The organism is Lysinibacillus sp. FSL P2-0066, from assembly GCF_037969495.1.
Lineage (GTDB): Bacteria > Bacillota > Bacilli > Bacillales_A > Planococcaceae > Lysinibacillus > Lysinibacillus boronitolerans.
In genome coordinates this window covers 3660107-3683847 of the sequence record NZ_CP150202.1, presented here as the reverse complement: position 1 = coordinate 3683847, position 23741 = coordinate 3660107, and the positions used below count along the sequence as shown (strand labels likewise).

At 37.6% G+C, this 23741-nt stretch carries 25 protein-coding genes and 1 tRNA gene; 23 read left to right on the top strand and 3 right to left on the bottom strand.

Going from position 1 to position 23741, the window contains the following annotated elements; genetic code table 11:
* Positions 1-2 precede the first annotated feature (2 nt).
* The 11 genes from hisB to MKZ14_RS18245 all read left to right on the top strand — a co-directional run bounded on the left by hisB (position 3) and on the right by MKZ14_RS18245 (position 9422).
* Positions 3-602: an imidazoleglycerol-phosphate dehydratase HisB gene (gene hisB / locus MKZ14_RS18295; protein ID WP_339280316.1), complete on the top strand. Its 600-nt coding sequence runs from the start codon at positions 3-5 to the stop codon at positions 600-602.
* The gene (hisH, locus tag MKZ14_RS18290) at positions 599-1231 is read left to right on the top strand and encodes an imidazole glycerol phosphate synthase subunit HisH (protein ID WP_339280315.1); all 633 of its coding nucleotides are present in this window, start codon (positions 599-601) and stop codon (positions 1229-1231) included. The genes hisB and hisH overlap by 4 nt, the downstream gene beginning before the upstream one ends.
* Entirely contained in the window at positions 1225-1986 is a 762-nt protein-coding gene (gene hisF / locus MKZ14_RS18285; protein ID WP_016993560.1) for an imidazole glycerol phosphate synthase subunit HisF, read from the top strand. The genes hisH and hisF overlap by 7 nt, the downstream gene beginning before the upstream one ends.
* Positions 1983-2600: a bifunctional phosphoribosyl-AMP cyclohydrolase/phosphoribosyl-ATP diphosphatase HisIE gene (hisIE, locus tag MKZ14_RS18280; protein ID WP_339280314.1), complete on the top strand. Its 618-nt coding sequence runs from the start codon at positions 1983-1985 to the stop codon at positions 2598-2600. Before hisF ends, hisIE begins: the two co-directional genes overlap by 4 nt.
* 90 nt (positions 2601-2690) lie before the next feature.
* Positions 2691-4214 (top strand): tetratricopeptide repeat protein, encoded by a 1524-nt coding sequence (locus MKZ14_RS18275; protein WP_036078818.1) that lies wholly within the window; start codon positions 2691-2693, stop codon positions 4212-4214.
* 161 nt (positions 4215-4375) lie between these two features.
* The gene (gene trxB, locus MKZ14_RS18270; protein WP_036078816.1) at positions 4376-5320 is read left to right on the top strand and encodes a thioredoxin-disulfide reductase; all 945 of its coding nucleotides are present in this window, start codon (positions 4376-4378) and stop codon (positions 5318-5320) included.
* Between the two features lie 348 nt (positions 5321-5668).
* The gene (locus tag MKZ14_RS18265; protein ID WP_016993558.1) at positions 5669-6136 is read left to right on the top strand and encodes an 8-oxo-dGTP diphosphatase; all 468 of its coding nucleotides are present in this window, start codon (positions 5669-5671) and stop codon (positions 6134-6136) included.
* A gap of 9 nt (positions 6137-6145) precedes the next feature.
* Positions 6146-7039 carry an RNase adapter RapZ gene (rapZ, locus tag MKZ14_RS18260; RefSeq protein WP_026023440.1) on the top strand — a complete coding sequence of 298 codons (894 nt, stop codon included), beginning with the start codon at positions 6146-6148 and terminating at the stop codon, positions 7037-7039.
* Positions 7040-7043: 4 nt separating this feature from the next.
* A complete protein-coding gene (locus MKZ14_RS18255; protein ID WP_016993556.1) occupies positions 7044-8039 on the top strand; it encodes a YvcK family protein in 996 nt (331 codons plus the stop codon).
* Positions 8040-8104: 65 nt separating this feature from the next.
* The gene (gene whiA / locus MKZ14_RS18250; protein ID WP_036078812.1) at positions 8105-9052 is read left to right on the top strand and encodes a DNA-binding protein WhiA; all 948 of its coding nucleotides are present in this window, start codon (positions 8105-8107) and stop codon (positions 9050-9052) included.
* 112 nt (positions 9053-9164) lie between these two features.
* Positions 9165-9422 carry an HPr family phosphocarrier protein gene (locus tag MKZ14_RS18245; RefSeq protein ID WP_004228023.1) on the top strand — a complete coding sequence of 86 codons (258 nt, stop codon included), beginning with the start codon at positions 9165-9167 and terminating at the stop codon, positions 9420-9422.
* 54 nt (positions 9423-9476) lie between these two features.
* Here the strand turns inward: MKZ14_RS18245 and clpP are convergent, their stop codons facing one another.
* Positions 9477-10067, bottom strand: coding sequence for an ATP-dependent Clp endopeptidase proteolytic subunit ClpP (clpP, locus tag MKZ14_RS18240; RefSeq protein ID WP_004228025.1), 591 nt, complete (start codon positions 10065-10067; stop codon positions 9477-9479).
* A 309-nt stretch (positions 10068-10376) separates the two neighbouring features.
* Here clpP and MKZ14_RS18235 point away from each other — a divergent pair.
* The 4 genes from MKZ14_RS18235 (at position 10377) to MKZ14_RS18220 (ending at position 13264) form a co-directional block, all read left to right on the top strand.
* Positions 10377-10451: transfer RNA gene (locus tag MKZ14_RS18235), tRNA-Arg, on the top strand.
* 498 nt (positions 10452-10949) lie between these two features.
* Positions 10950-11744, top strand: a complete 795-nt coding sequence (locus tag MKZ14_RS18230) for a basic amino acid ABC transporter substrate-binding protein (protein WP_016993913.1) — start codon at positions 10950-10952, stop codon at positions 11742-11744.
* 90 nt (positions 11745-11834) lie between these two features.
* Positions 11835-12545 carry an amino acid ABC transporter permease gene (locus MKZ14_RS18225; RefSeq protein WP_004228035.1) on the top strand — a complete coding sequence of 237 codons (711 nt, stop codon included), beginning with the start codon at positions 11835-11837 and terminating at the stop codon, positions 12543-12545.
* On the top strand, positions 12542-13264 hold the full coding sequence (locus tag MKZ14_RS18220; protein ID WP_016993912.1) for an amino acid ABC transporter ATP-binding protein: 723 nt from the start codon (positions 12542-12544) through the stop codon (positions 13262-13264). Before MKZ14_RS18225 ends, MKZ14_RS18220 begins: the two co-directional genes overlap by 4 nt.
* 88 nt (positions 13265-13352) lie before the next feature.
* Here the strand turns inward: MKZ14_RS18220 and MKZ14_RS18215 are convergent, their stop codons facing one another.
* Positions 13353-13967: a spore coat protein gene (locus tag MKZ14_RS18215; RefSeq protein WP_036078811.1), complete on the bottom strand. Its 615-nt coding sequence runs from the start codon at positions 13965-13967 to the stop codon at positions 13353-13355.
* A gap of 133 nt (positions 13968-14100) precedes the next feature.
* On the opposite strand from MKZ14_RS18215, the gene MKZ14_RS18210 reads away from it, so the two are divergent.
* The 3 genes from MKZ14_RS18210 to MKZ14_RS18200 all read left to right on the top strand — a co-directional run bounded on the left by MKZ14_RS18210 (position 14101) and on the right by MKZ14_RS18200 (position 17853).
* Positions 14101-14682, top strand: a complete 582-nt coding sequence (locus MKZ14_RS18210) for a LemA family protein (RefSeq protein ID WP_016993911.1) — start codon at positions 14101-14103, stop codon at positions 14680-14682.
* Positions 14682-15431, top strand: coding sequence for a TPM domain-containing protein (locus MKZ14_RS18205; RefSeq protein WP_339280313.1), 750 nt, complete (start codon positions 14682-14684; stop codon positions 15429-15431). Before MKZ14_RS18210 ends, MKZ14_RS18205 begins: the two co-directional genes overlap by 1 nt.
* A gap of 148 nt (positions 15432-15579) precedes the next feature.
* Positions 15580-17853 (top strand): S9 family peptidase, encoded by a 2274-nt coding sequence (locus tag MKZ14_RS18200; protein WP_339280312.1) that lies wholly within the window; start codon positions 15580-15582, stop codon positions 17851-17853.
* Between the two features lie 54 nt (positions 17854-17907).
* Here the strand turns inward: MKZ14_RS18200 and MKZ14_RS18195 are convergent, their stop codons facing one another.
* The gene (locus tag MKZ14_RS18195; protein ID WP_339280311.1) at positions 17908-19278 is read right to left on the bottom strand and encodes a PLP-dependent aminotransferase family protein; all 1371 of its coding nucleotides are present in this window, start codon (positions 19276-19278) and stop codon (positions 17908-17910) included.
* A gap of 122 nt (positions 19279-19400) precedes the next feature.
* Between MKZ14_RS18195 and MKZ14_RS18190 the strand changes: the two genes are divergently transcribed.
* The 5 genes from MKZ14_RS18190 to gap all read left to right on the top strand — a co-directional run bounded on the left by MKZ14_RS18190 (position 19401) and on the right by gap (position 23360).
* Positions 19401-20318, top strand: coding sequence for a DMT family transporter (locus tag MKZ14_RS18190; RefSeq protein WP_339280310.1), 918 nt, complete (start codon positions 19401-19403; stop codon positions 20316-20318).
* 52 nt (positions 20319-20370) lie between these two features.
* Complete coding sequence (locus MKZ14_RS18185; RefSeq protein WP_016994766.1) at positions 20371-20604, top strand: glutaredoxin family protein; 234 nt, start codon at positions 20371-20373, stop codon at positions 20602-20604.
* A 261-nt stretch (positions 20605-20865) separates the two neighbouring features.
* Positions 20866-20988: a hypothetical protein gene (locus tag MKZ14_RS18180; protein ID WP_004228055.1), complete on the top strand. Its 123-nt coding sequence runs from the start codon at positions 20866-20868 to the stop codon at positions 20986-20988.
* 176 nt (positions 20989-21164) lie between these two features.
* Complete coding sequence (locus MKZ14_RS18175) at positions 21165-22217, top strand: sugar-binding domain-containing protein (RefSeq protein WP_036078797.1); 1053 nt, start codon at positions 21165-21167, stop codon at positions 22215-22217.
* 126 nt (positions 22218-22343) lie between these two features.
* Positions 22344-23360, top strand: coding sequence for a type I glyceraldehyde-3-phosphate dehydrogenase (gene gap / locus MKZ14_RS18170; protein WP_016994764.1), 1017 nt, complete (start codon positions 22344-22346; stop codon positions 23358-23360).
* Positions 23361-23741 lie beyond the last annotated feature (381 nt).

Genomic DNA, 23741 nt, shown 5'->3' with positions numbered 1-23741 from the left:
CGATGACAGAAAAGAAACGATATGCAAAGATAGAGCGTACAACGAATGAAACGCAAATTTTAGTAGCCATTGATTTAGATGGTGAGGGCAAGGCTGATATCCAAACAGGCGTAGGTTTTATGGACCATATGCTTGACTTATTTATTAAGCATGGACTATTTAATGGCACAATACATGCTAATGGCGATACTTATATTGATGATCACCATACAACAGAGGACCTTGGTATTGTATTAGGACAGGCTGTTCGAGAAGCACTTGGTGATAAAAAAGGCATTAAACGCTATGGTAACGCCTTTGTACCGATGGATGACGCACTAGCTCAGGTAGTGGTCGATTGTTCGAATCGACCTCATTTAGAGTATCGTGTGCCAGCATTGAAAGAAAAAGTAGGAACGTTTGATACAGAATTAGTGCATGAATTTTTATGGAAATTTGCCCTTGAGGCAAGGATGAATGTTCACGTAATTGTACCTTATGGCCAGAATACACATCACATTATTGAGGCAATTTTCAAAGCATTAGCACGTTCGATTGATGCCGCAGTGGAAATTGACCCGCGTGTTAAAGGCGTACCATCTACTAAGGGGCTGTTGACGTGAAAATAGGTGTTATTGATTATGGTATGGGCAATTTATTTAGTGTAGAGCAAGCATTAAAACGGCTTGGCTGTGAGGTTATTATAACTGCTGATGAGAAGGCGTTAGATACAGCTGACGCACTTTTATTACCCGGGGTGGGTGCATTCCCTGATGCCAGAAAGCGTTTAGCTGAAACAAACTTAGATCAATATTTACAGAAGGTACAAAGCGAAAACCGTCCTCTTTTAGGGATTTGTCTAGGCATGCAATTATTATTTGAGCAAAGTGATGAAGTAACCCCAACAAAGGGACTAGGCTTTTTCAAGGGGTGTATTAAACGCTTTAGTGGTAGCCAAGAGGGCCAAGCATATAGAGTACCACATATGGGGTGGAATGAACTGATTGTGACAAATCGTCCTGCATGGTTACACAATGAAGTATCAGCCAAGCATGTCTATTTTGTTCACTCCTTTTATGCAACAGATATAGTAGAATCAGAGCTTGTTGCCTATGCTGATTACTATGGCATTAAAGTACCTGGTATTGTGACGAATGGTTTTGTGACTGGCATGCAATTTCACCCTGAAAAATCAGGGGAATTAGGTGTTTATTTATTAGAGCAATGGTTGAAAGGTGTGAAGGCATGCTAACAAAACGTATTATCCCATGTCTTGATGTGAAAGAAGGTCGTGTTGTAAAAGGTATACAATTTGTCTCTATCCGAGATGCAGGAGATCCTGTAGAGCTTGCGAAGTTCTATGATGAACAAGGAGCAGATGAGCTTGTATTTTTAGATATTTCTGCTTCACATGAAGGTCGAGAAACGATGGTAGATGTCGTTCGTCAAACAGCGGCTACGCTTGCCATACCCTTTACTGTTGGCGGAGGCATTCGTACGTTGGATGATATGAAGCGTATTTTACGAGCAGGTGCTGATAAAGTTTCGGTGAATACATCCGCGTTGGAAAGACCTGCACTTATTAAGGAAGGCTCTGATTACTTTGGCGCACAATGCATTGTTGTAGCAATTGATGCTCGCTATAGTGAGGAAGATGGCACATGGATGGTTTATACACATGGTGGACGCAACAAAACATCTTGGTCAGCTATTGAATGGGCAAAAGAGGCTGTACGCTTAGGAGCTGGTGAGATTTTATTAACAAGTATGAATCAAGATGGAGAAAAATCAGGCTTTGATTTAGCCTTAACCAAAGCAGTACGTGAAGCTGTGACAGTTCCTGTGATTGCCAGTGGTGGAGCGGGACATGCCGAACATTTTTACGAAGTATTAGCACATGAGGTAGATGCAGATGCTGCACTAGCAGCCTCCATCTTCCATTATAAAGAAACGAGTGTAGCGCAAGTAAAGGAATACTTACGTGAAAAAGGAGTGGCGGTAAGATGATAGAGAACATTCAATTTGATGAGAGCGGTCTTGTTACAGCTGTAGTACAAGATGCCAATACAAAAGAGGTATTAACAGTAGCATATATGAATAAGGAGTCATTAGCTAAAACCATTGAATCAGGGGAAACTTGGTTTTATTCTCGATCCCGTCAAGAGCTTTGGCATAAGGGAGCAACAAGTGGCCATACACAAAAAGTAGTGTCAATCAAAGCAGATTGTGATCAAGATGCGTTAATAGTGGAGGTTCTACCGACGGGGCCAGCATGTCATAATGGTACAATTTCTTGCTTCACTGAAGTCATTCAGCAAAATGAGAAGGTAGGTTCTATTGACATCATTTCTAAACTTGCTCGTGTCATCGAAAAGCGAGAGCAGGAAATGCCAGAAGGAGCGTACACTACATATTTATTTGATAAGGGTATTGATAAAATCTGTAAAAAGGTTGGGGAAGAAGCAACAGAGGTGGTTATTGGTGCCAAAAACCGAGATGCTGAGGAAGTAAAATGGGAGGCTGCTGATTTAATTTATCACCTACTAGTATTATTACAAGAACAAAAAGTAAGCATTTATGATGTTCTACATGTGTTGGAAAAACGTCACGAGGAGAAATAACAGCATATTATTGATTGTGTGGTATAATAGGAGATACTGTGTAAAGGAACGTAAAATACGTTCCTTATTTCTTGTTTCGGAGGAAATATATTGGAAAAGAAACGTCAAAATGAGACTCAATCGAATATAGTGTCGTTCATTCCAACAGGCGACTATTATTATAAGAAATCAATTCAAGCAATGAACAGTGGACAAATGAATAAAGCCTATAAATATTTACAGCGTGCGGTAGATTTAAGCCCCGACGATCCAATGATTATCTTGCAGTTAGCCATAGTAGAGTTAGAAGGTCAACGTTTTGAGGAAGCGTATGATCTACTTCGTCGTGCCTATCAAATTGATCCAGATAATCCAGAAATCATATTTTACATGGCAGAAGTATCAGGATGTGTGGGCATCATGCATGATGCAAAACGCTTTGCTGAAGAATATTTAAAGCTAGAACCTGAGGGTGCTTATGCAGATGAAGCGGCAGAAATATTAGAGTTTGTCGCTTTTGAGCAAGATGATTTTGAAGAGCTTGAAGGCTCTGGTGAGGATTTATATCGTCAGGAGCAAGCTCGTCGTTGCATGGAAAAGGGAGATTTTCCTGAAGCTATTACTATTTTAGAAGATTTAATTGAAGATCGACCAGCATTTTGGTCCGCCTATAATAATCTAGCACTCGCTTATTTTTATGTTGGAGAAGAAGAGCAAGCAAAGGCTCTCTTGCATACAGTGCTACGTGAAAATAAGGGCAATCTACATGCATTATGCAATTTAACGGTGATTGCTTATTATGAAAAAAATGAAGAGGATTTACAAGAACTGTTAAATGTTCTTGTCAAAATTCAACCCTATACTTGGGAGCATCGATATAAACTTGGTGCTACATTAGCCTTAATCGGCCAATATGAATTAGCCTATAAATGGCTGCGCAGTATGCAAAAGAGAGGCTATGTAGGAGATGCAGGATTTTACTTTTGGTTGTCGCATGCTGCCTATTTCTCAGGACATGAGGAGATTTCGAAAAGTGCTTGGGATCAGCTTCTAGAATTAGACCCAGACAAAGAGGGCTTTGAACCTTGGCGTCAACAAGAAAATGAATTTGGGCTTGATGCATTGGAGCATGATCGTGATTTTATTGTTGAAAAATTAGAGAGCACTTATACAAGTGAGCGCATTTTTGGCTTGTTTTTACTGAAAGGCACAGCGCATAAGCAAGAAATTATCGCCCATCCAAAATGGATTAATATTGAACAATTAGGCTCTTTTGAGAAATTATTTTTGGCTTATGCACTAGGACATGAATTTGATAAGAAAAACAAAGTAGAAGCAAGCTTTTTACGGTCAGTAGAGGTTTCAGAAATTTTATTAGAACAGTATGGAAAGCTATCATCATTAATTGTACCTATGTTTCAAATGTGGTTTGTGCTATGTGAACAAGCTTTAGTAGAAAATTATCGTTTTACAAATCCAACAGCAATTGCAGGAGCAAATGATTATTTATTCAGATCTTCACAAATGCTCAAAGTGACAAAAAAGGAAATTGCACAGCAATATGGAGTATCTGTATCTACTTTATCGAAGTATATTGACGAAATCTTAACGTTTTTGCCAAACAGTCATAATTAAAGTATGAGCAACATAGTTGAATAACTTTATACTTTCACATACGATGAACATACTAACGCTAACACCAATTTTTTCGTAGCGTCATTGATCTTCTTCTATAATGACGTTTTGTGTATTGGTTGAATGAAGATAAAAAGTATTCTGTTTAGGGGGAAGTATTTATGTCAGAAGAAAAAATTTATGATGTAGTAATTATTGGTGCAGGTCCTGCTGGGATGACTGCTGCCGTCTATACATCTCGTGCGAATTTGTCAACATTAATGATTGAACGCGGCATTCCGGGTGGACAAATGGCAAACACAGAAGAAGTGGAAAACTACCCAGGTTTTGAGACAATTTTAGGACCAGAGCTTTCTACAAAAATGTTTGAGCATGCTAAAAAATTTGGTGCTGAATACGCCTATGGTGATGTAACGGAAATCATCGATGGAGAAGAATATAAAACAATTAAATCAGGCGCAAAAGAATATAAAACACGTGCTATTATTATTACAACTGGTGCAGAATATAAAAAAATGGGTGTGCCAGGTGAAAAAGAACTTGGTGGTCGTGGTGTCAGCTACTGTGCAGTATGCGATGGTGCATTCTTTAAACAAAAAAATCTTGTTGTCGTAGGTGGCGGAGATTCAGCTGTTGAAGAGGGTGTTTATTTAACTCGCTTTGCAGATAAAGTGACAATTGTCCACCGTCGCGATAAATTACGTGCACAAAAAATTCTACAAGATCGTGCCTTCGCCAATGAAAAAATTGATTTCATTTGGAATGCAACTGTCAAAGAAATCAATGAAGCGAATGGTAAAGTTGGGAGTGTAACACTACAATCAACTGTTGATGGTACAGAATCTGAATTTGCTACAGATGGTGTATTCGTCTATATTGGTATGCTACCTTTAACTAAACCATTTGAATCATTAGGTATTTTAAATGACGCTGGCTATATTTTGACAAATGACACGATGGAAACAAAAATCCCAGGTATCTTTGCAGCTGGAGATGTTCGTGAAAAATCACTTCGTCAAATTGTAACAGCAACTGGTGACGGTAGTATTGCCGCGCAAGCTGTTCAACATTATGTAGAAGAGCTATTAGAGAAGATTAATGCCTAACATGGCTATTTTAAGGAAAAAAATACAATTTTAATGTGGTTTTAATATTGCTGTAACTTGAATGACATATAAAAGGTGTATGATTAAAAATGTAATTAGCAATCCCCCTTTTATTTTGTTTAGTAGGTTGTTTCCGCCTCCATTAGGTGGGAGCAGCCTACTTTTTTATGTGTAAAAAATCAAATAATAATATTACGAAACACGTAAATTTCGCCCAAGATGAGATGGTTATCTTTGAATAGAACTAAATTGTTAATAGTCTGCGTACAAGAGTTGTAAATGAGGACAAATCTTACAAGGTCTTGTTATAATGAAGAGTAGAATGCAAAAGTGATTAGAGGTGTGCCTATGCAAAGAATTGCAAATTTAATTGCCGTAAAAGACGGTAAAGTATTATTACTTCAGAAACCAAGACGAGGCTGGTATGTAGCTCCAGGAGGGAAAATGGAGAGCGGCGAGTCAATCTTTGAGGCTGCTATTCGTGAGTTTCAAGAAGAGACAAATGTCACACCTTTACATGTTCATTTAAAGGGTGTTTATACGATGATCATTAAAGAAAACAATGATGTAGTGGATGAATGGATGCTCTATACATTTGTTGCAAAGGATGTAGATGGAGTACCATTTGAAGAAACAAGAGAAGGCAAACTTGCATGGCACCCAGTAGAGGATTTAGCACATTTGCCAATGGCTGAAGGAGATCGAACTAATTTACAATTTGCTGTTTCGCAATCAGGCATTCAGTATGGCACGTTTGACTATACAACGGATTTTGAATTACTTCATCAAAAAATACAAATTTCAAAAGAACAATAAAGGAGTTGCATGACAGTGGTGGTTGAAGGCCAACAAAGTACACATGAATTGGTTATTATTACAGGAATGTCTGGGGCTGGGAAAACAGTAGCTATTCAAAGCTTTGAGGATTTAGGGTATTACTGTATTGATAATTTACCACCTGCGTTACTTACAACTTTTTTAACCTTACTAAGGGATTCTGGTAAAAACAGTACTCGAATTGCAGCAGTGATGGATATGCGCGGAGGCGACTTTTTTGATGCTCTAATTGGCGCATTAGACCATATACTAAAAGAAGGCGATATTGTTGCTCGTATTTTATTTTTAGATGCAGATGATGCCACATTAGTCAGACGTTATAAAGAAACAAGACGTGCACATCCATTAGCAGTGAATGGTTTACCTCTAGATGGGATTAAACAGGAACGAGAACTTTTATCTGTCGTAAAAGGTCGTGCCAATTTTGTTTATAACACATCTAACATGAAACCAAAGCAATTACGTGAAAAAATCGTCAAAGAATTTGCGAGTGAGGCAGATACTATTTTTACCGTTAATATTATGTCTTTTGGCTTTAAACATGGAATGCCGATTGATGCAGACTTAGTGTTTGATGTTCGTTTCCTTAAAAACCCGTACTATGTGGAGGAGCTACGTCCAAAAACGGGTCTTCAAACGGAGGTATCTTCTTATGTGTTAGCGTTGGAAGATACACAAATACTAATACAAAAACTAACGGATTTATTAGACTTTATGATTCCGCTCTATCGACAAGAAGGCAAATCACAGCTTGTTATTGCTTTTGGATGTACTGGGGGCCAGCATCGCTCCGTGACATTAGCAGAATTTTTTGGTGCATATTTTGCGGGCAAGGAAAATACGGTTATTACGCATCGTGATATTAATCGTAGAAAGGAATGAGTGAATGGGGAAAAAGCAAACAAAGCTTGTGGTAATTGGTGGTGGCACAGGGCTTTCCACGTTACTTCGCGGGCTGAAGCATCACCCATTTGATATAACTGCTATTGTAACAGTAGCAGATGATGGTGGATCTTCAGGTCGTTTACGTGATGATTATGATATCCCACCACCTGGTGATGTACGCAACGTGATTGCAGCATTATCAGATATTGAGCCCCTTGTAGAGCAAATGTTTCAATACCGTTTTTCGGCATCTGAAGATTTACGAGGCCACTCCTTAGGAAATTTAATGCTTACAGCCCTTACTGATATTACCGGAGATTTCAGTCATGCTATAAGTGAGATGGGAAAGGTTTTAAAAGTTCATGGTCGAGTAATTCCAGCTGCTAATAAAAAAATCACCCTACATGCTGTACTTGATGACGGCTCAATTATAGAGGGCGAATCAAAAATCCCGACAGCGACCAAACGCATTAATCGCGTTTTTTTAGTACCTGAAAATGTGCAACCGTTACCAGAAGCTATTCGTGCAATACTTCGTGCAGACTATATTTTAATAGGACCAGGAAGCCTATATACAAGTATTATTCCGAATTTGCTTGTGAAGGAAATAGGAGAAGCAGTTGTTAAGGCTAAAGGAAGAAAAATATATGTTTGTAATTTAATGACACAAAAGGGCGAAACTATTTCTTATACAGCAGGCGATCATGTAACAGCCATACATAAGCATGTTGGCCATGATTTTATCGATTCCATTTTAGTAAATGATGAAGAACTACCGAACCCTGTAAAAGAATTGTATAAAGAAGAAAGAGCGGAACCAGTAACATTTGATGTAGCAAAGCTTGAAAGTATGGGATTAGAAGTTATTAAACGGGACATTGCTACAATTCGACCAGATGGAACGGTTCGCCATAATGCTACGAATGTTGCAGAATGGCTGGTAGATTATGCTGATATTTACCATCAAAAAGTAAGAGGACCAATAATAGAAACATAATGGCTTTATTGTATATGGTAAGATGAACATATACATAGAAATCATGATTGAAAGGGGGGCGTGATATGTCTTTTGCTTCTGAAACAAAAAAAGAATTGACACAAATAGAAGCGGACGATCATTGTATGAAAGCAGAAGTTTCTGCCCTAATTCGTATGAATGGTTCATTATCCTTTGCAAATAAACAACTAAGCTTAGACGTGCAAACCGAAAACGCTGCAATAGCCAGAAGACTATATACGATTATGAAAAAATTGTATCCGTACAATGTGGAATTACTTGTTCGAAAGAAAATGCGATTGAAAAAAAATAATGTGTATATATGTCGTGTAAGAGAAGGTGCGCGTGAGCTATTAATTGATTTAGAAATCATCTCAGACGACTTTCAATTTAACCATACTATCTCAAGAAAGCTCATTCAAAAGAGTGGCCAAAAAAGAGCTTATTTAAGGGGAGCCTTTTTAGCAGGAGGTTCTGTCAATAATCCAGAAACATCGGCTTATCATTTAGAGGTTTATTCTTTATATAAAGAGCATGGTGAAGCATTAATGGATTTGATGAATGAATTTGAACTCAATGCCAAAACAATCGAACGTAAAAAAGGCTTTGTGACGTACTTAAAGGAAGCGGAAAAAATTTCAGATTTCCTTAATATTGTTGGCGCACATCAGGCTATGATGAAATTCGAAGATGTTCGGATTTTGCGAGATATGCGTAATAGTGTCAACCGTATTGTGAACTGTGAAACTGCCAATTTAAATAAAACCATTGGTGCAGCATTACGGCAGGTAGAGAATATTCGATTTATTGAAAATTCAATTGGTCTTGATCAACTACCAGAGAAGCTTCGTGAAATAGCTCGTCTCCGTGTTGAATACCAAGATGTGACATTGAAAGAGCTTGGTGAAATGGTATCTAGTGGAACGGTTAGTAAATCTGGTGTTAACCATCGATTGAGAAAAATTGATGAGATTGCGGATGCATTAAGGCGTGGTGAAAAAATAGGTGGTTAAGTTATCATACTTTTCAGGTATGAATGTCATGCTAATCGCTTATTGTTCTTTTGCCTGTAAGTAAGGTAAGATAAAACTAATAGATGAACGGTAGTGAAGGGGAGTTTTGAGAATGATTGAGAGAAGAGTCCAGGTTAAATTAAAATTAGGACTACAAGCTAGACAAGCAGCACTATTTGTGCAGGAAGCAAATCGTTTTAGTGCTGATATCTTTCTAGAAAAAGACGAGAAAAAAGTAAATGCCAAATCCATTATGGGTGTCATGAGCTTAGCAGTTGCTAAAGGTACTGAAGTGACTTTAAGCAGTGAAGGTAACGATGCTGAGCAAGCGGTTACAGCGTTGGCAACAATTATTGAAAACGAAGATTAACATTCAATAAATACAAAAGGCATCACAGAGCAATTCTGTGATGCCTTCTCTTTTTTATTTATTATCGCTACGATGCATAATGTGGTCAATTAAGCCATATTCTTTTGCACGTTCAGCAGTCATGAAGTTATCACGATCTGTGTCTCTTGCAATGACTTCAAGTGGTTGACCAGTGCGTTCAGATAAAATGCCATTTAATTTTTCACGTAAGAATAAAATACGTTTAGCAGCAATTTCAATTTCTGTCGCTTGCCCTTGCGCACCACCTAGTGGTTGGTGAATCATAACTTCAGCATTTGGTAAGGCAAAACGTTTACCAGGTTCTCCAGCTGCAAGTAGGAAAGCACCCATTGATGCAGCCATACCAATACAAATTGTTTGTACCTGTGGTTTAATAATTTGCATTGTGTCATAGATTGCCATACCAGCCGTAATGGATCCGCCAGGTGAATTAATGTAAAGAGAGATATCTTTATCTGGATCTTCTGCTTGTAGGAAAAGAAGCTGAGCGACAATGGAGTTGGCAACATTGTCATCAATGGCACTTCCTAAAAGGATAATACGGTCTTTAAGTAGACGTGAATAAATGTCATATGCACGCTCACCACGACTAGTTTGTTCAATAACTGTAGGAATTAAATTCATGTTAAATCCTCCTTAAAAAGCTAAATTCGAATACCTTTGCTGAAAATTTTCCTTTGTATTTCAGCTGTATCCTTATCATACACATTATAGTCAGGGAAGGTCAAATATTAACCCTGCTAAAGTGAAATTAAAAAAAATAAATTGTTTTTGCAATCTATGGTTGAATTATATAGGATAGGCTTGTATAATGATTAAGGTTATAAGGTTTAAAGTACAGAACACTATTTTGCAGGTATGCTTCAAAAATGAGGGTTATCTACATCATGCTTTTCGTAAGCCTAGAGTGAGTACTTTTTTTTTGTGTCTTTTGCCCTCGTGGTGTAATGGATAACACGTAAGATTCCGGTTCTTGCACTGGGGGTTCGATTCCCTCCGAGGGCGCCATTTTACTGATTAATTGATATACTGTTATAGCTCATCTCCTAATAAGTAGTTTAGCAGCCTGCTTACTGGAGATCGAGAGGAAGAATAGGGAATACTGTCCTAGTTGGCATTATTCCCCTATTTATTCCTTTCAAACCTTCAAAAAAGCAACAACTCCAAATTATTTTTTAGTGAACATACTGTACGTGAGACTAGCAATAGTCGAAAAAAAAAGAATCCTATCTGAGGGGATTCTTTTTTTTTGCCTAAATTTATCGAAATTTGGCATGGTTCTCATTGTATATATATTAGTTTTAGGTTTATTTTCTTGTTATTTATACATGTTTTTTCAAATTATATGAATTTCATATAAATTTATATGAAAAAATATTTAGTTTTATGCGAAAAGTTGTTGTCTAAATACTATAATGTTAATATAATTGACCTAATAGTCTAACATTTCCGAATTGCGAAAAATAATACGTAATTTGGAAAATTATCGAACTAGGGGGAAATATAATGAAAAAAACAGGTTGGATGTTACTGATGATTATTGCGGCATTAACATTAGCGCTTGCAGGATGTGGTACAAAAGATGGGGCATCTTCAGGTAGCTCTTCTTCAGAAGATGGTGGAGATGGCAAAAAGGTCTATAAAGTAGGTACTGAGGCCACTTTTGCACCATTTGAATCTGTTGACGATTCAGGGAAAATTGTAGGGATTGATGTCGATATTCTACAAGCAATTGCAGATGAGATGGACTTTGAGGTTGAGTGGAATAATATTGGATGGGAGCCAGTGTTCCAAACAATTAAAAACGGTGAAACAGATATCGGTGCTTCAGGGATCACAATTACGGAAGAACGTAAAGAATCATTTGATTTTACAGAACCATACTATGAGTCTCAGTTATTAATTGTTGTGAAAGAAGATTCAAAAATTAAATCTCTTGATGAATTAAAAGATAAAAAAGTATCAGTACAAATTAATGCTACTGGTCATATGGCGGCGAAAAAGCTTCAAGGGGAAGCAAGTACAAATATTATGGCTTTTGAAAGTCAGCCAATCGCTATTCAAGAGATGCTAAATGGTAATGTTGATGCAGCTATCGGAGATAACGCAGTCGTTTATGAATATATTAAGGCTCATCCAGATCAAAAACTAAAAGTAATTGAAGATGACGCATTCGAAAAAGAATACTATGGCTTCATGGTTCAAAAAGGCAATAAAGAATTACTAGATAAATTAAACGAAGGTCTTAAAAAGATTAAAGAAAACGGTAAATTAAAAGAAATTACAGGTACTGATTTTTAGTAAGAAATGAATGACATGATGCTACTAACATAGTAACTGTGCTAACGGCTCATTTATTAATCGTAATTTAAAGGGGAATGGGGTTTTCGGATGGACATCTTTGACTTACGCTGGGACATTGTCTGGAACTACCGAGATATGTTTATACGAGGTATTGGCGTAACACTTATTTTGACACTTAGTGGTTATTTTGGCGGTATTCTATTAGGGCTATTTTTAGGCCTTGGAAAATTATCGAGTAAAAAATGGATCTATTGGCCATCTAAACTATATATCGATTTATTCCGTGGAACACCGATGCTTGTACAAATCTTGTTAATTCACTTAGCAGTTATTCCAACAATTTTTGGTCATTCTTTAGGCTATATGGTATCAGGGATTACAGCGCTTATTTTAAACTGTGCTGCTTATAATGCAGAAATTTTCCGTGCAGGGATCCAAAGTATTGCAAAAGGACAAATGGAGGCTGCTCGCTCTCTTGGATTAACGCATAACCAAGCGATGCGTAAGGTCATTTTACCTCAAGCATTTAGACGGATGATTCCACCATTAGGAAATGAATTTATCGCATTATTAAAAGATTCTTCACTCGTAACAGTAATTGCAGCACCAGATATTTTATACGCTAGTAAGGTCGTAGCTGGTGCAAGCTTCCGCTTCTGGGAACCGTATATCGTTGCAGCATTATTATATTTAGTTTTAACATATGGTGTAACGAAAATTGTGGCATTTATCGAGAAACGATTTAGCAATAGCTATGTCCCTCGTAAAGCTAAGGTAGAAGGGCGGGAAGCTAGATGATAAAAATTGAAAACCTACACAAATACTTTGGCAAGCTTGAAGTATTAAAAGGAATCGATTATGAAATTCAAGAAAAACAAGTTGTCTGTGTTATTGGGCCGTCTGGTTCAGGAAAAAGTACATTTCTCCGTTGCATCAATATGTTAGAAGAAGTAACGGATGGTGCTATTTATATTGAAAATGTAAAAATTAACGACCCTAAAACGAATATCAATGAAATTCGCGCTGAAGTAGGTATGGTGTTCCAACAATTTAACTTATTCCCGCATATGACTGTTATTGATAATGTTACAATGGCACCTATGCAAATTCGTAAAATGAGTCGTACAGACGCAGAGGCTCTAGGACATGAACTATTAAAAAAGGTTGGCCTCGATAGCAAGGCATATAATTATCCTGAGCAGCTATCAGGTGGTCAGCAACAGCGTGTGGCAATTGCTCGTGCCTTAGCAATGAAGCCAAAAGCTATTTTATTTGACGAACCAACTTCAGCACTTGACCCTGAAATGGTAAAAGAGGTGCTAGATGTTATGAAAAATCTAGCAGCTGAAGGGATGACAATGGTTGTTGTGACACATGAAATGGGCTTTGCCCGTGAAGTAGGCGATCGAGTGGTCTTCATGGATGGGGGCTATATTGTAGAAGAAGGTTCTCCAGAGGAACTATTCGGCAATCCACAAAGCGACCGTACGAAGGCGTTTTTAGGAAAAGTATTATAAAACTGAAAAAGCGAACGACATGCTTGTTCGCTTTTTTGTACTAAAAAAGTAGTCCATGGTGTGAGTATTCACCATGGACTGTTTTTATTTAATGAAGGGGATTAGATGTTGTGTCGTATGCATTCAGCATCGCTTGCATATCCTGTTGAGAGTACTGAGGCACTTGATAATAGCCGTGTTTATTTTGATAAATGGATAATTCGTAGCCCATTTCGATACAGTTAGGAATACTATCCGCAACAACGCGTCGAACTACAGGGTTTGTTGTCTCCAACGCAGCAGTTGTCATGCATTTTGCTGCTCCTTTTTGAGCGCCAAGTAAAAATCCAGAAATAGCTTCATCATTGATTTCATTTGCGTTTTGCATTGGCTTTTTTGGTTGACCAGGATTTAGGCCATATTTGAAGTCATTTCCTGTTTCCATTTGGTAGCGTCCTGTTGGAACAGATGGATCGTGTCCTGTTTTGAAGGATTCTACGATCGTATTGTACATACCAAGAGTGAAATTATATTGGCGATCCAAAATATTGAGTAATTCAGGATCTTTTACATGGGGACGCAAAATAATCGCTTGGTTCATACCTGCAATAATTTCGCCAATTGTTTCATGCATGTCCATCATTTCATGTCCACCATGATTTAGGCTATGTTGTTGATTGAAATTTGTTTGGTTTGATGATTCATTGTAAAACGATTGTGACAAAAAAAACGCCTCCTCAATAATTTTTTGTTGCAGTATTTAGTATGTCGTGTCAATTCAATTTCATACGGTATAAATGTAAAGGTAAAAATGTAGACTAAAGTTAGAAGGAAATGCAAGTCAAGGAGGCTTAAAATTGAAAAAGTTACTTGGACCAATTGGAATAATTGTCATCATTCTTGTTGTAATCGCCTTATTATTTATACCTAAATATAATAGCCTGGTGACAGCCGAGGAAAATGTTGATTCTAAATGGGCACAAGTTGAAAATCAGCTCCAACGTCGTTATGATTTGATTCCCAATCTAGTGGAATCTGTGAAAGGCTATGCGAGTCATGAGCAAGAGGTGATAGCGAATATTACGCAGGCACGTGCACAAATGGGAAGTGCAAGAACACCAGAGGAGCAAGCTGTTGCCAATGATGCTTTAACTGGCGCTCTTAGTCGTTTACTAGTAGTTGTAGAAAATTATCCAAACTTAAAGGCAGATGCAAACTTCCGCCAGTTAATGGATGAGCTAGCAGGTACCGAAAATCGTCTAGCTGTAGCACGTGAGGATTACAATAATGAGGTGCAACAATTCAATAAACATGTTAAACGTTTCCCGGGGAATTTAATGGCAGGAATGTTTGGCTTCGAACAAAAAGAATACTTTAAAGCCGCAGCAGGAGCTGACAAAGCACCATCTATCGACTTTAGCCAATCGGGTACCCATTAATGAAACGTTGCATTGTACAGATGATCATCGTTTGTTCGGTGCTTCTTTTTTTCTCAAATCTAGCGAAAGCAACGATGCCGTCACCTATGAAAAATACGTATATACATGACTTTGCTAATGTCATTTCAGCGAATGTCAAAGAAGAGATAAATCATTATTCCGAGCAATTGGATCAAGGCACGGGGGCTGAAATCATGGTTGTCACAATTGATAGTCTTCATGGACAAGAGCCGAAAATGTATGCGACAAAATTGATTCGTTCATGGGGCATTGGAGATAAGGAAAAAAATAACGGTGTCTTGATTTTAGCTACCTTTGGTCAAGGGGAAGGAAATAACGACGTTGTAATTGCAGTGGGCCAGGGATTAGAAGGAGCATTACCAGATGGTAAATTAGGACGCATTTTAGATAATGCATTTTATCCCTCAGCAAGTACGGGTAATTTAGATCAAGCTTTTCAAGCGACCTATTCTGAAGTTTTTCGCGCTGTTGCCCAAGAGTATAATTGGACCGGTGATATGCCAGCGCAAACAAACGAAGAGGAAGACATGCCCACTTGGTTAATTATCCTAATCATTATCATTGTCCTTATTTTTTATACGTTCTTTTCGAAAGGTGGCGGAGGTCCTCGTGCTGGAGGCTATGGCGGTTATCCTGGTAGTTTTGGTGGAGGACGTTCGAGTAGAGGCGGCTTTGGTGGATTTGGTGGTGGATCTTCTGCTGGTGGCGGAGCAAGCAGGAAATTTTAATAGAGGTAGTGGCGAACTAATCTGTTTAGTTCGCTTTCATTATGGCTTAAATAATAGCCTCTCAATTATTGACAATAATGCTAGAATTGGTATAATTTAAATATATCGACAATCGATATAACGTAAACTGATATAGGGAGGAATCATTTTGAAAAAAAGATTTTTATCTGCATCGTTAGCAATTATTTTATCAACCTCTGTAGTTATTCCTGCAACAATGCAAGAAGTCCGTGCTGCAAATGAAACTAATAGCACAGTAACAGCACAAGAAGAACGTGTGTCAGCGCAGGAATTTTTGAATTTAGCTGTAACAACTTTAACATTCCAGCACGGATCGGATTCAATGCGTCAACAAATTATTGATAAATGGGTAAAGGCTGGAGAATTCACAGATTTAAGTTTGACAATTAAACGTGATGAAGCGGCTCGTATTTTAGTTAGAGCGTTAAATAAAGAAGAAAAAGAAGCTTCACTTGCTGACTATTTAGAGAAAGCCAATAAGATTGGTCTATTTAATGGCTTATCATTAAATACAGAAGCAATGTCCAAACAAGATGCAGTAAAAATATTAAACAATGCAAAACAAATAAAAAATGGTTCCAATCATGAAGGTGTAAAGGAAATTTCAGTTGAAGACTTTATGAAAAATCCTGGTAATTTCGGTTATGAACTTTCACCAGATGGCAATTACATTACTTACTCCTCTGCTTGGGAGAATAGAGCGAATGTTTTCGTGAAAAAGATGAATGATGATAGTGAGCCTGTTCGTGTTTCGAATTCAAAAGATCGGGATGTCGCAGGATTTTTCTGGAAGGATAATAATTTACTATATTTAAAGGATAAAGGTGGAGATGAGAACTTCCATATTTATTCTACAACATTTAATGGCTCTGAGGAAAAAGATCTAACGCCATATCCAAATGTCACAGTTGGGGTATTAAGTGGCCTACAGGGTGTTAAAGATGAAATACTTATCATGATGAATAAGGAAGATGCAACAGTTTTTGATGTCTACAAGCTGAATGTAAAGACTGGTGAAACAACGCACGTTGCAAAAAATCCAGGTAATATTACGAGCTGGCTAGCGGATCGCAATGGCAATGTGCGAATTGCTGTAGCTTCAGATGGTGTGGAAGGCACGATTCTTTATCGAGATTCTGAAAAGGATGAATTCAAGCCATTTATTGAAATGAAAGCTGGAGATGAAGTAATGCCACTAGCTTTCTCAAAAGACAATCAATACATTTATGCTACATCAAACAAAGGTAGAGACAAAGTTGAAGTTGTGAAATACGACTTAAAAGGTAATGAAGAAGTAATTATGTCGAATGATCAAGTAGATGTTTCTGGTGTCTTATATAGTGCCGAACACGATAAATTGCTATATGGTGCGTATGTAACAGATAAACCACATTACCAATTCTTTGACGAGAACTTTGAAAAGCTTTTCCGTAAAATCCAAAGCAAGCTGAATGTGCATGAAAGTGAGCTTGGTATCAATGATTACAATAAAGAAATGACAAAATTTATTGTGAGCGTTTCAAGTGATACTGTCTATGGAAAATATTATTACTACGATTCTACAACAGATGAATTAACTGAGTTGGCCACTTTAAGCCCTTGGTTAAATCCGAATGAACTTGCAGAAATGCATCCAATTTCATATAAGAGCCGAGATGGTTTAACGATTAATGGCTATTTAACTTTACCGAAAAATAAAGAAGTGAAAGATCTCCCTCTTATTGTCAATCCACATGGTGGACCATGGGCACGTGATATGTGGGGCTTCAATCCAGAAGTACAATTATTAGCTAATCGTGGCTATGCAGTGCTTCAGGTGAATTTCCGTTCGTCAACTGGATATGGTAAAGAGTTCCTTCAGGCTGGTAATAAGCAATGGGGTCTGAAGATTCAAGATGATATTACTGATGGTGTACAATGGGCAATTGACCAGGGCATTGCAGACCCTGATCGCATTGGTATTTATGGAGCATCATTTGGTGGTTATGCAACATTAGCGGGTATTACGTATACACCTGATCTATATGCTGCTGCAGTTGATTATGTAGGGGTATCTAACATATTTACATTATTAAATACCATCCCTCCTTACTGGGAAACTATGCGTAACATGTTTTATGAGCGTGTAGGCCATCCAGAGAAAGACAAAGAATTGTTAACTGCTGTTTCACCTGTTTTCCATGCAGATAAAATCAAAACACCTTTATTTGTCGCTCAAGGAGCAAATGACCCACGTGTGAACAAAGCAGAATCCGATCAAATTGTGGAAGCCTTACGCGCTAGAGGTGTGGAGGTAGAGTACATGCTAAAAGATAATGAAGGACATGGCTTCGCAAATGAAGAAAATAGAATTGAATTCTATAATGCCATGGTAAAATTCTTCGATAGTCATTTAAAATAACTTAAAACAAAAGGCATTGATGTGTAGCTTGCTCACAATCAATGCCTTTTTTAATTACAATAGGTGAATGGAATTTGGATAGCGCATTTTACGTTTAAATGATGAAATGCAAAGTGCTAGCTCCTGAATACCAGTATAAATTAATTGTTCATCTACCTGAGAAATACTTAAACGAATAAGATTATCCTTTTTAAATTCTGGTAGAAACATTCTAGTAACGTCATCCATCAATATATTTTTTTCCTTTAATAAATGAACCACCTGCCTAGCACTTACATTATCAGGAAGAACAATAGAAAGATAAAAGCCTGATACTGGTTTCGTATAGTTAGTAGAGGTGGGAAGTAATGATTCGCAAGCCTCCTGTAAAACGCTCATTTTTCTTATATAAAGCTCTTTAATCTTTTTAATATGGCTATGAAACATACCGCTTTTTAAATAAATGTCTAAGGCACCCTGCGAGAGAACAGAGCTATTGAAATCAGCACTAAATTTATAACGTAGAAAATGATTTGTCATTATAGTGGGAAGAACGACTGTCGCTACTCTTAAACCTGGAAGAAATACTTTTGAAAAGCTTTTAATATAAATAACTCTACCAGAGGGATTAAAAGAAAATAACGGATCCGCTTTTGTGTTAGGATCTAAATCTCCTAAAAAATCATCCTCCACAATATAAACATCATATTTGTCTGCTAATTCCACAATCTTTCTTTTTTCGTCATTTGTATAGCTATGACCAAGAGGATTATGGAATCTCGGGACAGTATAGAAAAACTTAATGTCATTATTGCGAAAAATATAGTCAAGACGATCTAAATCAATGCCCTCCATTGTTAAATCAATCCCAAAAGTTGTAGCTTGTTGTAGATGGACAGATTCTATAAAACCAAAATAGGTAGGTTGTTCTATTAATATATTATTTTTACCATTCGGAAAAGGCATCGCCGCTAGTAAATGTAATGCTTGCTGTGAGCCCGAGACAATAAATAATCGATCAGGTTCAGTAAAGACCTGTAAATCCTGCAGATACTTAGCCAATTGTACACGTAGCGAGTAAAGCCCTTGCTGATCACTATAACTAAATAATTCTTCTTTATATGTGTCAATAGCTTGATTGATGCAATGCTGAAATTCAATATAGGGCATAATGCTTTTGTCTGGACCAGCAGATAAAAAATCAATAACTTGTTGGTGTGTACTCGGTTGCTCTATGTTATTCACAACATAGTAGCCACTTTTAGGTTTGGAAAAAATAAGATGCTCCTTTTCTAACTCATTATAAGCTCTTATCACTGTATTTTTACTGCAGGAAAATTTCTCAGACAGTTGTCGTACGGAAGGTAGTTTACTGCCTGCAATGAGCACACCATTAGCAAGCTGCTCTTTAATGTTCTCTACAACCTCTACATATTTTGCAATCATCGTCCTTCCTCCTTTATCTGTACCAGGACAGTTGGTAGAAAATTCTGTTCATTTTAGAGATAGCACCGATTACTATGGATTATACCAGGGACAGATGGAGAGGAAAATGAAAGGATGAGCACATGCAGGATAAAAGAAAAGAAAAAATAGGTTTGCTGTTAGGATTTGTGGGGGTAATTTGCTTTAGTCTAACGTTACCCGCAACAAGTACAGCTGTACCATACTTTGGAGCGACAATTGTAGGATTGGGGAGAGCTGTCATCGCGGCGTTCATCGTAGCCATCGTTTTACTTGTAAGAAAAGAAAGACTACCGAATGCTAGACAATTTAAAAGCTTGATAATAGTATCCTTTGGGGCAGTATTAGGATTTCCTTTACTTACATCTTGGGCAATGACAAGGTTGCCAGTTACACATGGCGCAATCGAATTAGCACTTTTACCTTTAGCGACTGCGGGCTTTGCTTTATTCAGAGCAGGTGAACGTCCATCATTTAAGTTTTGGTTATCGAGTGTTATTGGGGCTATAGCAGTTATTATTTATGCTAGCTTTTTAGGCTTAGGACAATTACATATGGCAGATCTAGCATTATTAGCAGCAGTTGTAATATTAGGTCTTAGCTATGCAGAAGGAGGACAGTTAGCGAAGGAATTAGGGAGCTGGCAGGTTATTGCTTGGGCTATTTTGCTGGCGGCTCCCTTTTTTATTGTCCCTGTCATTTCCCAATTTTCCTTGGAAATGCTACATGCCCCTCTTACAGCGTGGGTTAGCCTATTATATTTAGCTGTTGTCAGTCAGTTTTTAGCATATGTTGCTTGGTATGGTGGAATGGCTTTAGGAGGTATTGCAAGAGTTAGTCAGATCCAATATTTACAGCCATTTTTAATGATTCTTTTTGCTACGCTATTTTTAAATGAATCCATCTCTTGGTTTACGATCGTCGTGGCAATGATTGTCGTGATTTCCGTCATTGTTGGCAAAAATACAGCCATTACAAAGAAGGATACTAAGAAAGCTCAAATAAACATCATCAAAGAATAGTAGCCATTTCTTCATTGCCACATCGTTTATAATAAAGGAGGAGGTGCTATCTATGAAAATTAAATTTTTTAGTAGGGCGAATTGTCCTTTATGTGTAGAAGGGCTACAGACATTACAGCTTGTTCAGGAAGATGTTCTATTTGATATTGAAATAATTGATATAGAGCAGGATGATCGCATACATGAAAAATATATGCTAATGATTCCGGTAGTTGAAAAAGATGGTGTCGTCATTCAGTATGGTAATTTAGATTATGCCACGTTAATGGAGCGATTAGGCAGTTAATCTACTGAAAGTATAAAGAGTTATTAACGGTATAAATGACTTTATTATTAGCTGTCATTCTCACAATTCACAAATTGTTCAATGAAAGCGGTTTGAATTTGAACAGTTTGTGAAGACCTTCACATTAGACTTTCTTTTCCTAAAAATCGGAGTAGAATAGGTATCAAGTAAGAAGTTGTTATAAAACAGTTTAGCAAATGTATCACAAATTTTAGTGGTTGTTATATTACAAAAATGAATGATGTGAAGGGAGATTTTACAATGTGGGTAATTACAGTATTTGAGAAAAAGGACGTTCGTATTTTTGAATTTACAAATAAAACTGAAGCAACAAAAGCTTTAGAAGGTTTTAAAAAGAACGCGATTTTATCTTTCACTAAATAAGTTCAACAAAGTCTTGTAGCTGTTTTTATAGCTATGAGGCTTTTTTTTTATCCAGAACAAGACAACTACTTGCACTTTAAAACAATGCATATTATAATAAAACCATAAGTGGGACACAAAATAATTTAGTGGGTTAAAAACAAACCCACCACTATTAATTAGGGGAGTAGATAGATATGTTAACTGTTCCAGAGGCACAGCAAAGGCTACTTCCTGAAATGTATCCGCTTCTGCAAGCAAGATATCGAATTTTGCAAGCCGTTCAACTTATGCAACCAATCGGGCGACGTACGCTAGCCGATTCACTGAAAATGACAGAAAGAGAAATACGCAAAGAAACTGATATTTTACGTGAACAAGGGTTATTAGATGCGCAAAAGTCGGGTATGGTATGTACAGATGATGGTGAAATAGTCATTGAAAAATTAAGAGCCATCGTTTATGAATGGGCTGGTTTAACCCAGCTTGCAAAAGTGCTTGAAAGCCACTTGGGCATCCAACGTGTAGTCGTAGTTCCTGGTGATTACAATGAGGATCAGACAATCCTAACCATGCTTGGCAAAGAAGCAGCATTGCAATTTATGTCGACTGCTTTTGATGAGCAAGTTGTAGCTGTCACTGGTGGAAAATCTGTTGCCTCTCTTGCGCAGTTTTTACATCCTTTAGACGGACAAAAGCATATCACCTTTGTAGCTGCACGCGGGGGGATTGGACATGAAATGCAAATGCAGGCCAATACACTTGTTGCAACATTTGCCATGCAAATGGAAACTCAGTACCGTACTTTATTTTTACCAGAGCATTTAAGTGAGCAAGCTTATCAAGCGATGTTAACAGAGCCGATGGTAACAGAAATGATGGCCTTCTATGATCAAGCAGATTGCGTCATTCATGGGATTGGCTCCGCAGAGGAAATGGCTATTCGTCGTAACTCATCTCCTGAGGATTTGCGAATTCTTGAGGACAAAGGCGCTGTAAGTGAGGCTTTCGGTTATTATTTCAATGCCGATGGAGAAATAGTACATCGCATACGCACAATTGGTATCCAGCTTGAGCAGGTACAAAACAGTGAGCAGGTCATTGCAGTTGCAGCAGGCAAAAAGAAGGTCAATGCAATGCTTTCTTATTTTAAAGTAGCACCTAAGCAAACCATATTTGTAACAGATGAAGCAGCGGCCAAAGCAATTGCTGCTAAAATATCTTCTATAGAAAATAAGCATCTTGAATGATGGCAAAGTTGTAAACATGTCACTCGATCTCAGAAAGTGCTAAAGCATTTTTTGAATGAGCATAAAGTAAATTTTGATGTCTCTATTCATAGAGACAGACATCACACATTATTGGAGGAATTAACAATGGCATTAAAATTAGCGATTAATGGATTTGGACGTATTGGACGTTTAGTATTTCGTGAGGCAATGAAGCATGATGAATTTGAAGTAGTAGCCGTAAACGACTTAACAGATGCTGGTCAGCTTGCGCACTTATTGAAATATGATTCAGTACACGGTATCTATGATGCTGAAGTCAATGCAGATGAAGATTCTTTCGTAGTAAATGGTCAACGTGTAAAAGTATATGCTGAAAAAGATCCTGCACAATTACCGTGGGGCGAATTAGGCGTAGATGTAGTGCTTGAATGTACTGGTCGATTCCGTTCAATGGAAGAAGTAGGCAAGCATATTGAAGCAGGGGCGAAAAAAGCGATTCTATCAGCACCAGCAAAAGGAGCAATGCCTACATTTGTTATGGGTGTAAACCATGAGGATTATAACCCAGCAACTGATGATGTGATCTCCAATGCTTCTTGTACAACAAACTGTCTGGCACCAGTAGCTAAAATACTTGATGAGAAATTTGGCATCGAACGCGGTATGATGACAACAATTCACTCTTATACAAATGACCAACGAATTCTAGACTTCCCACACTCTGACCCACGTCGTGCACGTGCTGGAGCGGTGTCTATGATTCCAACAACAACAGGCGCAGCAGTAGCTGTATCAAAAGTATTGCCACAATTAAAAGGTAAGCTAGATGGCTTCTCTATGCGTGTGCCAACACCTAACGTATCATGTGTTGACTTAGTTGTAGAGCTAAAAGCAGATGTATCGAAAGAAACGATTAATGCAGCATTAAAAGAAGCTTCTGAAAATGAGTTAAAAGGCATTTTAGATTACAATGAGCTACCATTAGTTTCAATTGATTATAACGGTAACCATCATTCTTCTACGGTAGACGGCCTTTCAACAATGGTGTTAGAAAACAAAATGGTGAAGGTTTTAGCTTGGTATGATAACGAAATTGGTTACTCTACTCGCTTAATGGACCTAGCTTTATACATTGCTGAACAAGGCTTAAACCATAAATAAGTATCATATTTCGACATTTTGAGTAAAAAGTGTGACATATTACTGCTTTTTATGCACAAAAAGTATAGCCTTTATAATATCGAATAGATATAATATACAAGGGTATTGGGAGTAAGGGATAACCCTTACTCCTTTTTTTCTAGATTCAGCCAGAAAACACCCACCTTTATAGGTGGTGAGATGTATACACAAATGACTCTCTTGGTTCATTGGTGTCCGATCACGACTGAATCAAGATAAAAGCCTCAGCGAATGTCACGGATTTTGAAGAGGAATGTTTCAAAGCAAGTTCTAAAAAAATCTGGACACAATTACGCTGAGACGTAATTGATACATGTTGATTACAAGACATCGCAGTTAACTTTTGCTACTATAAAAACA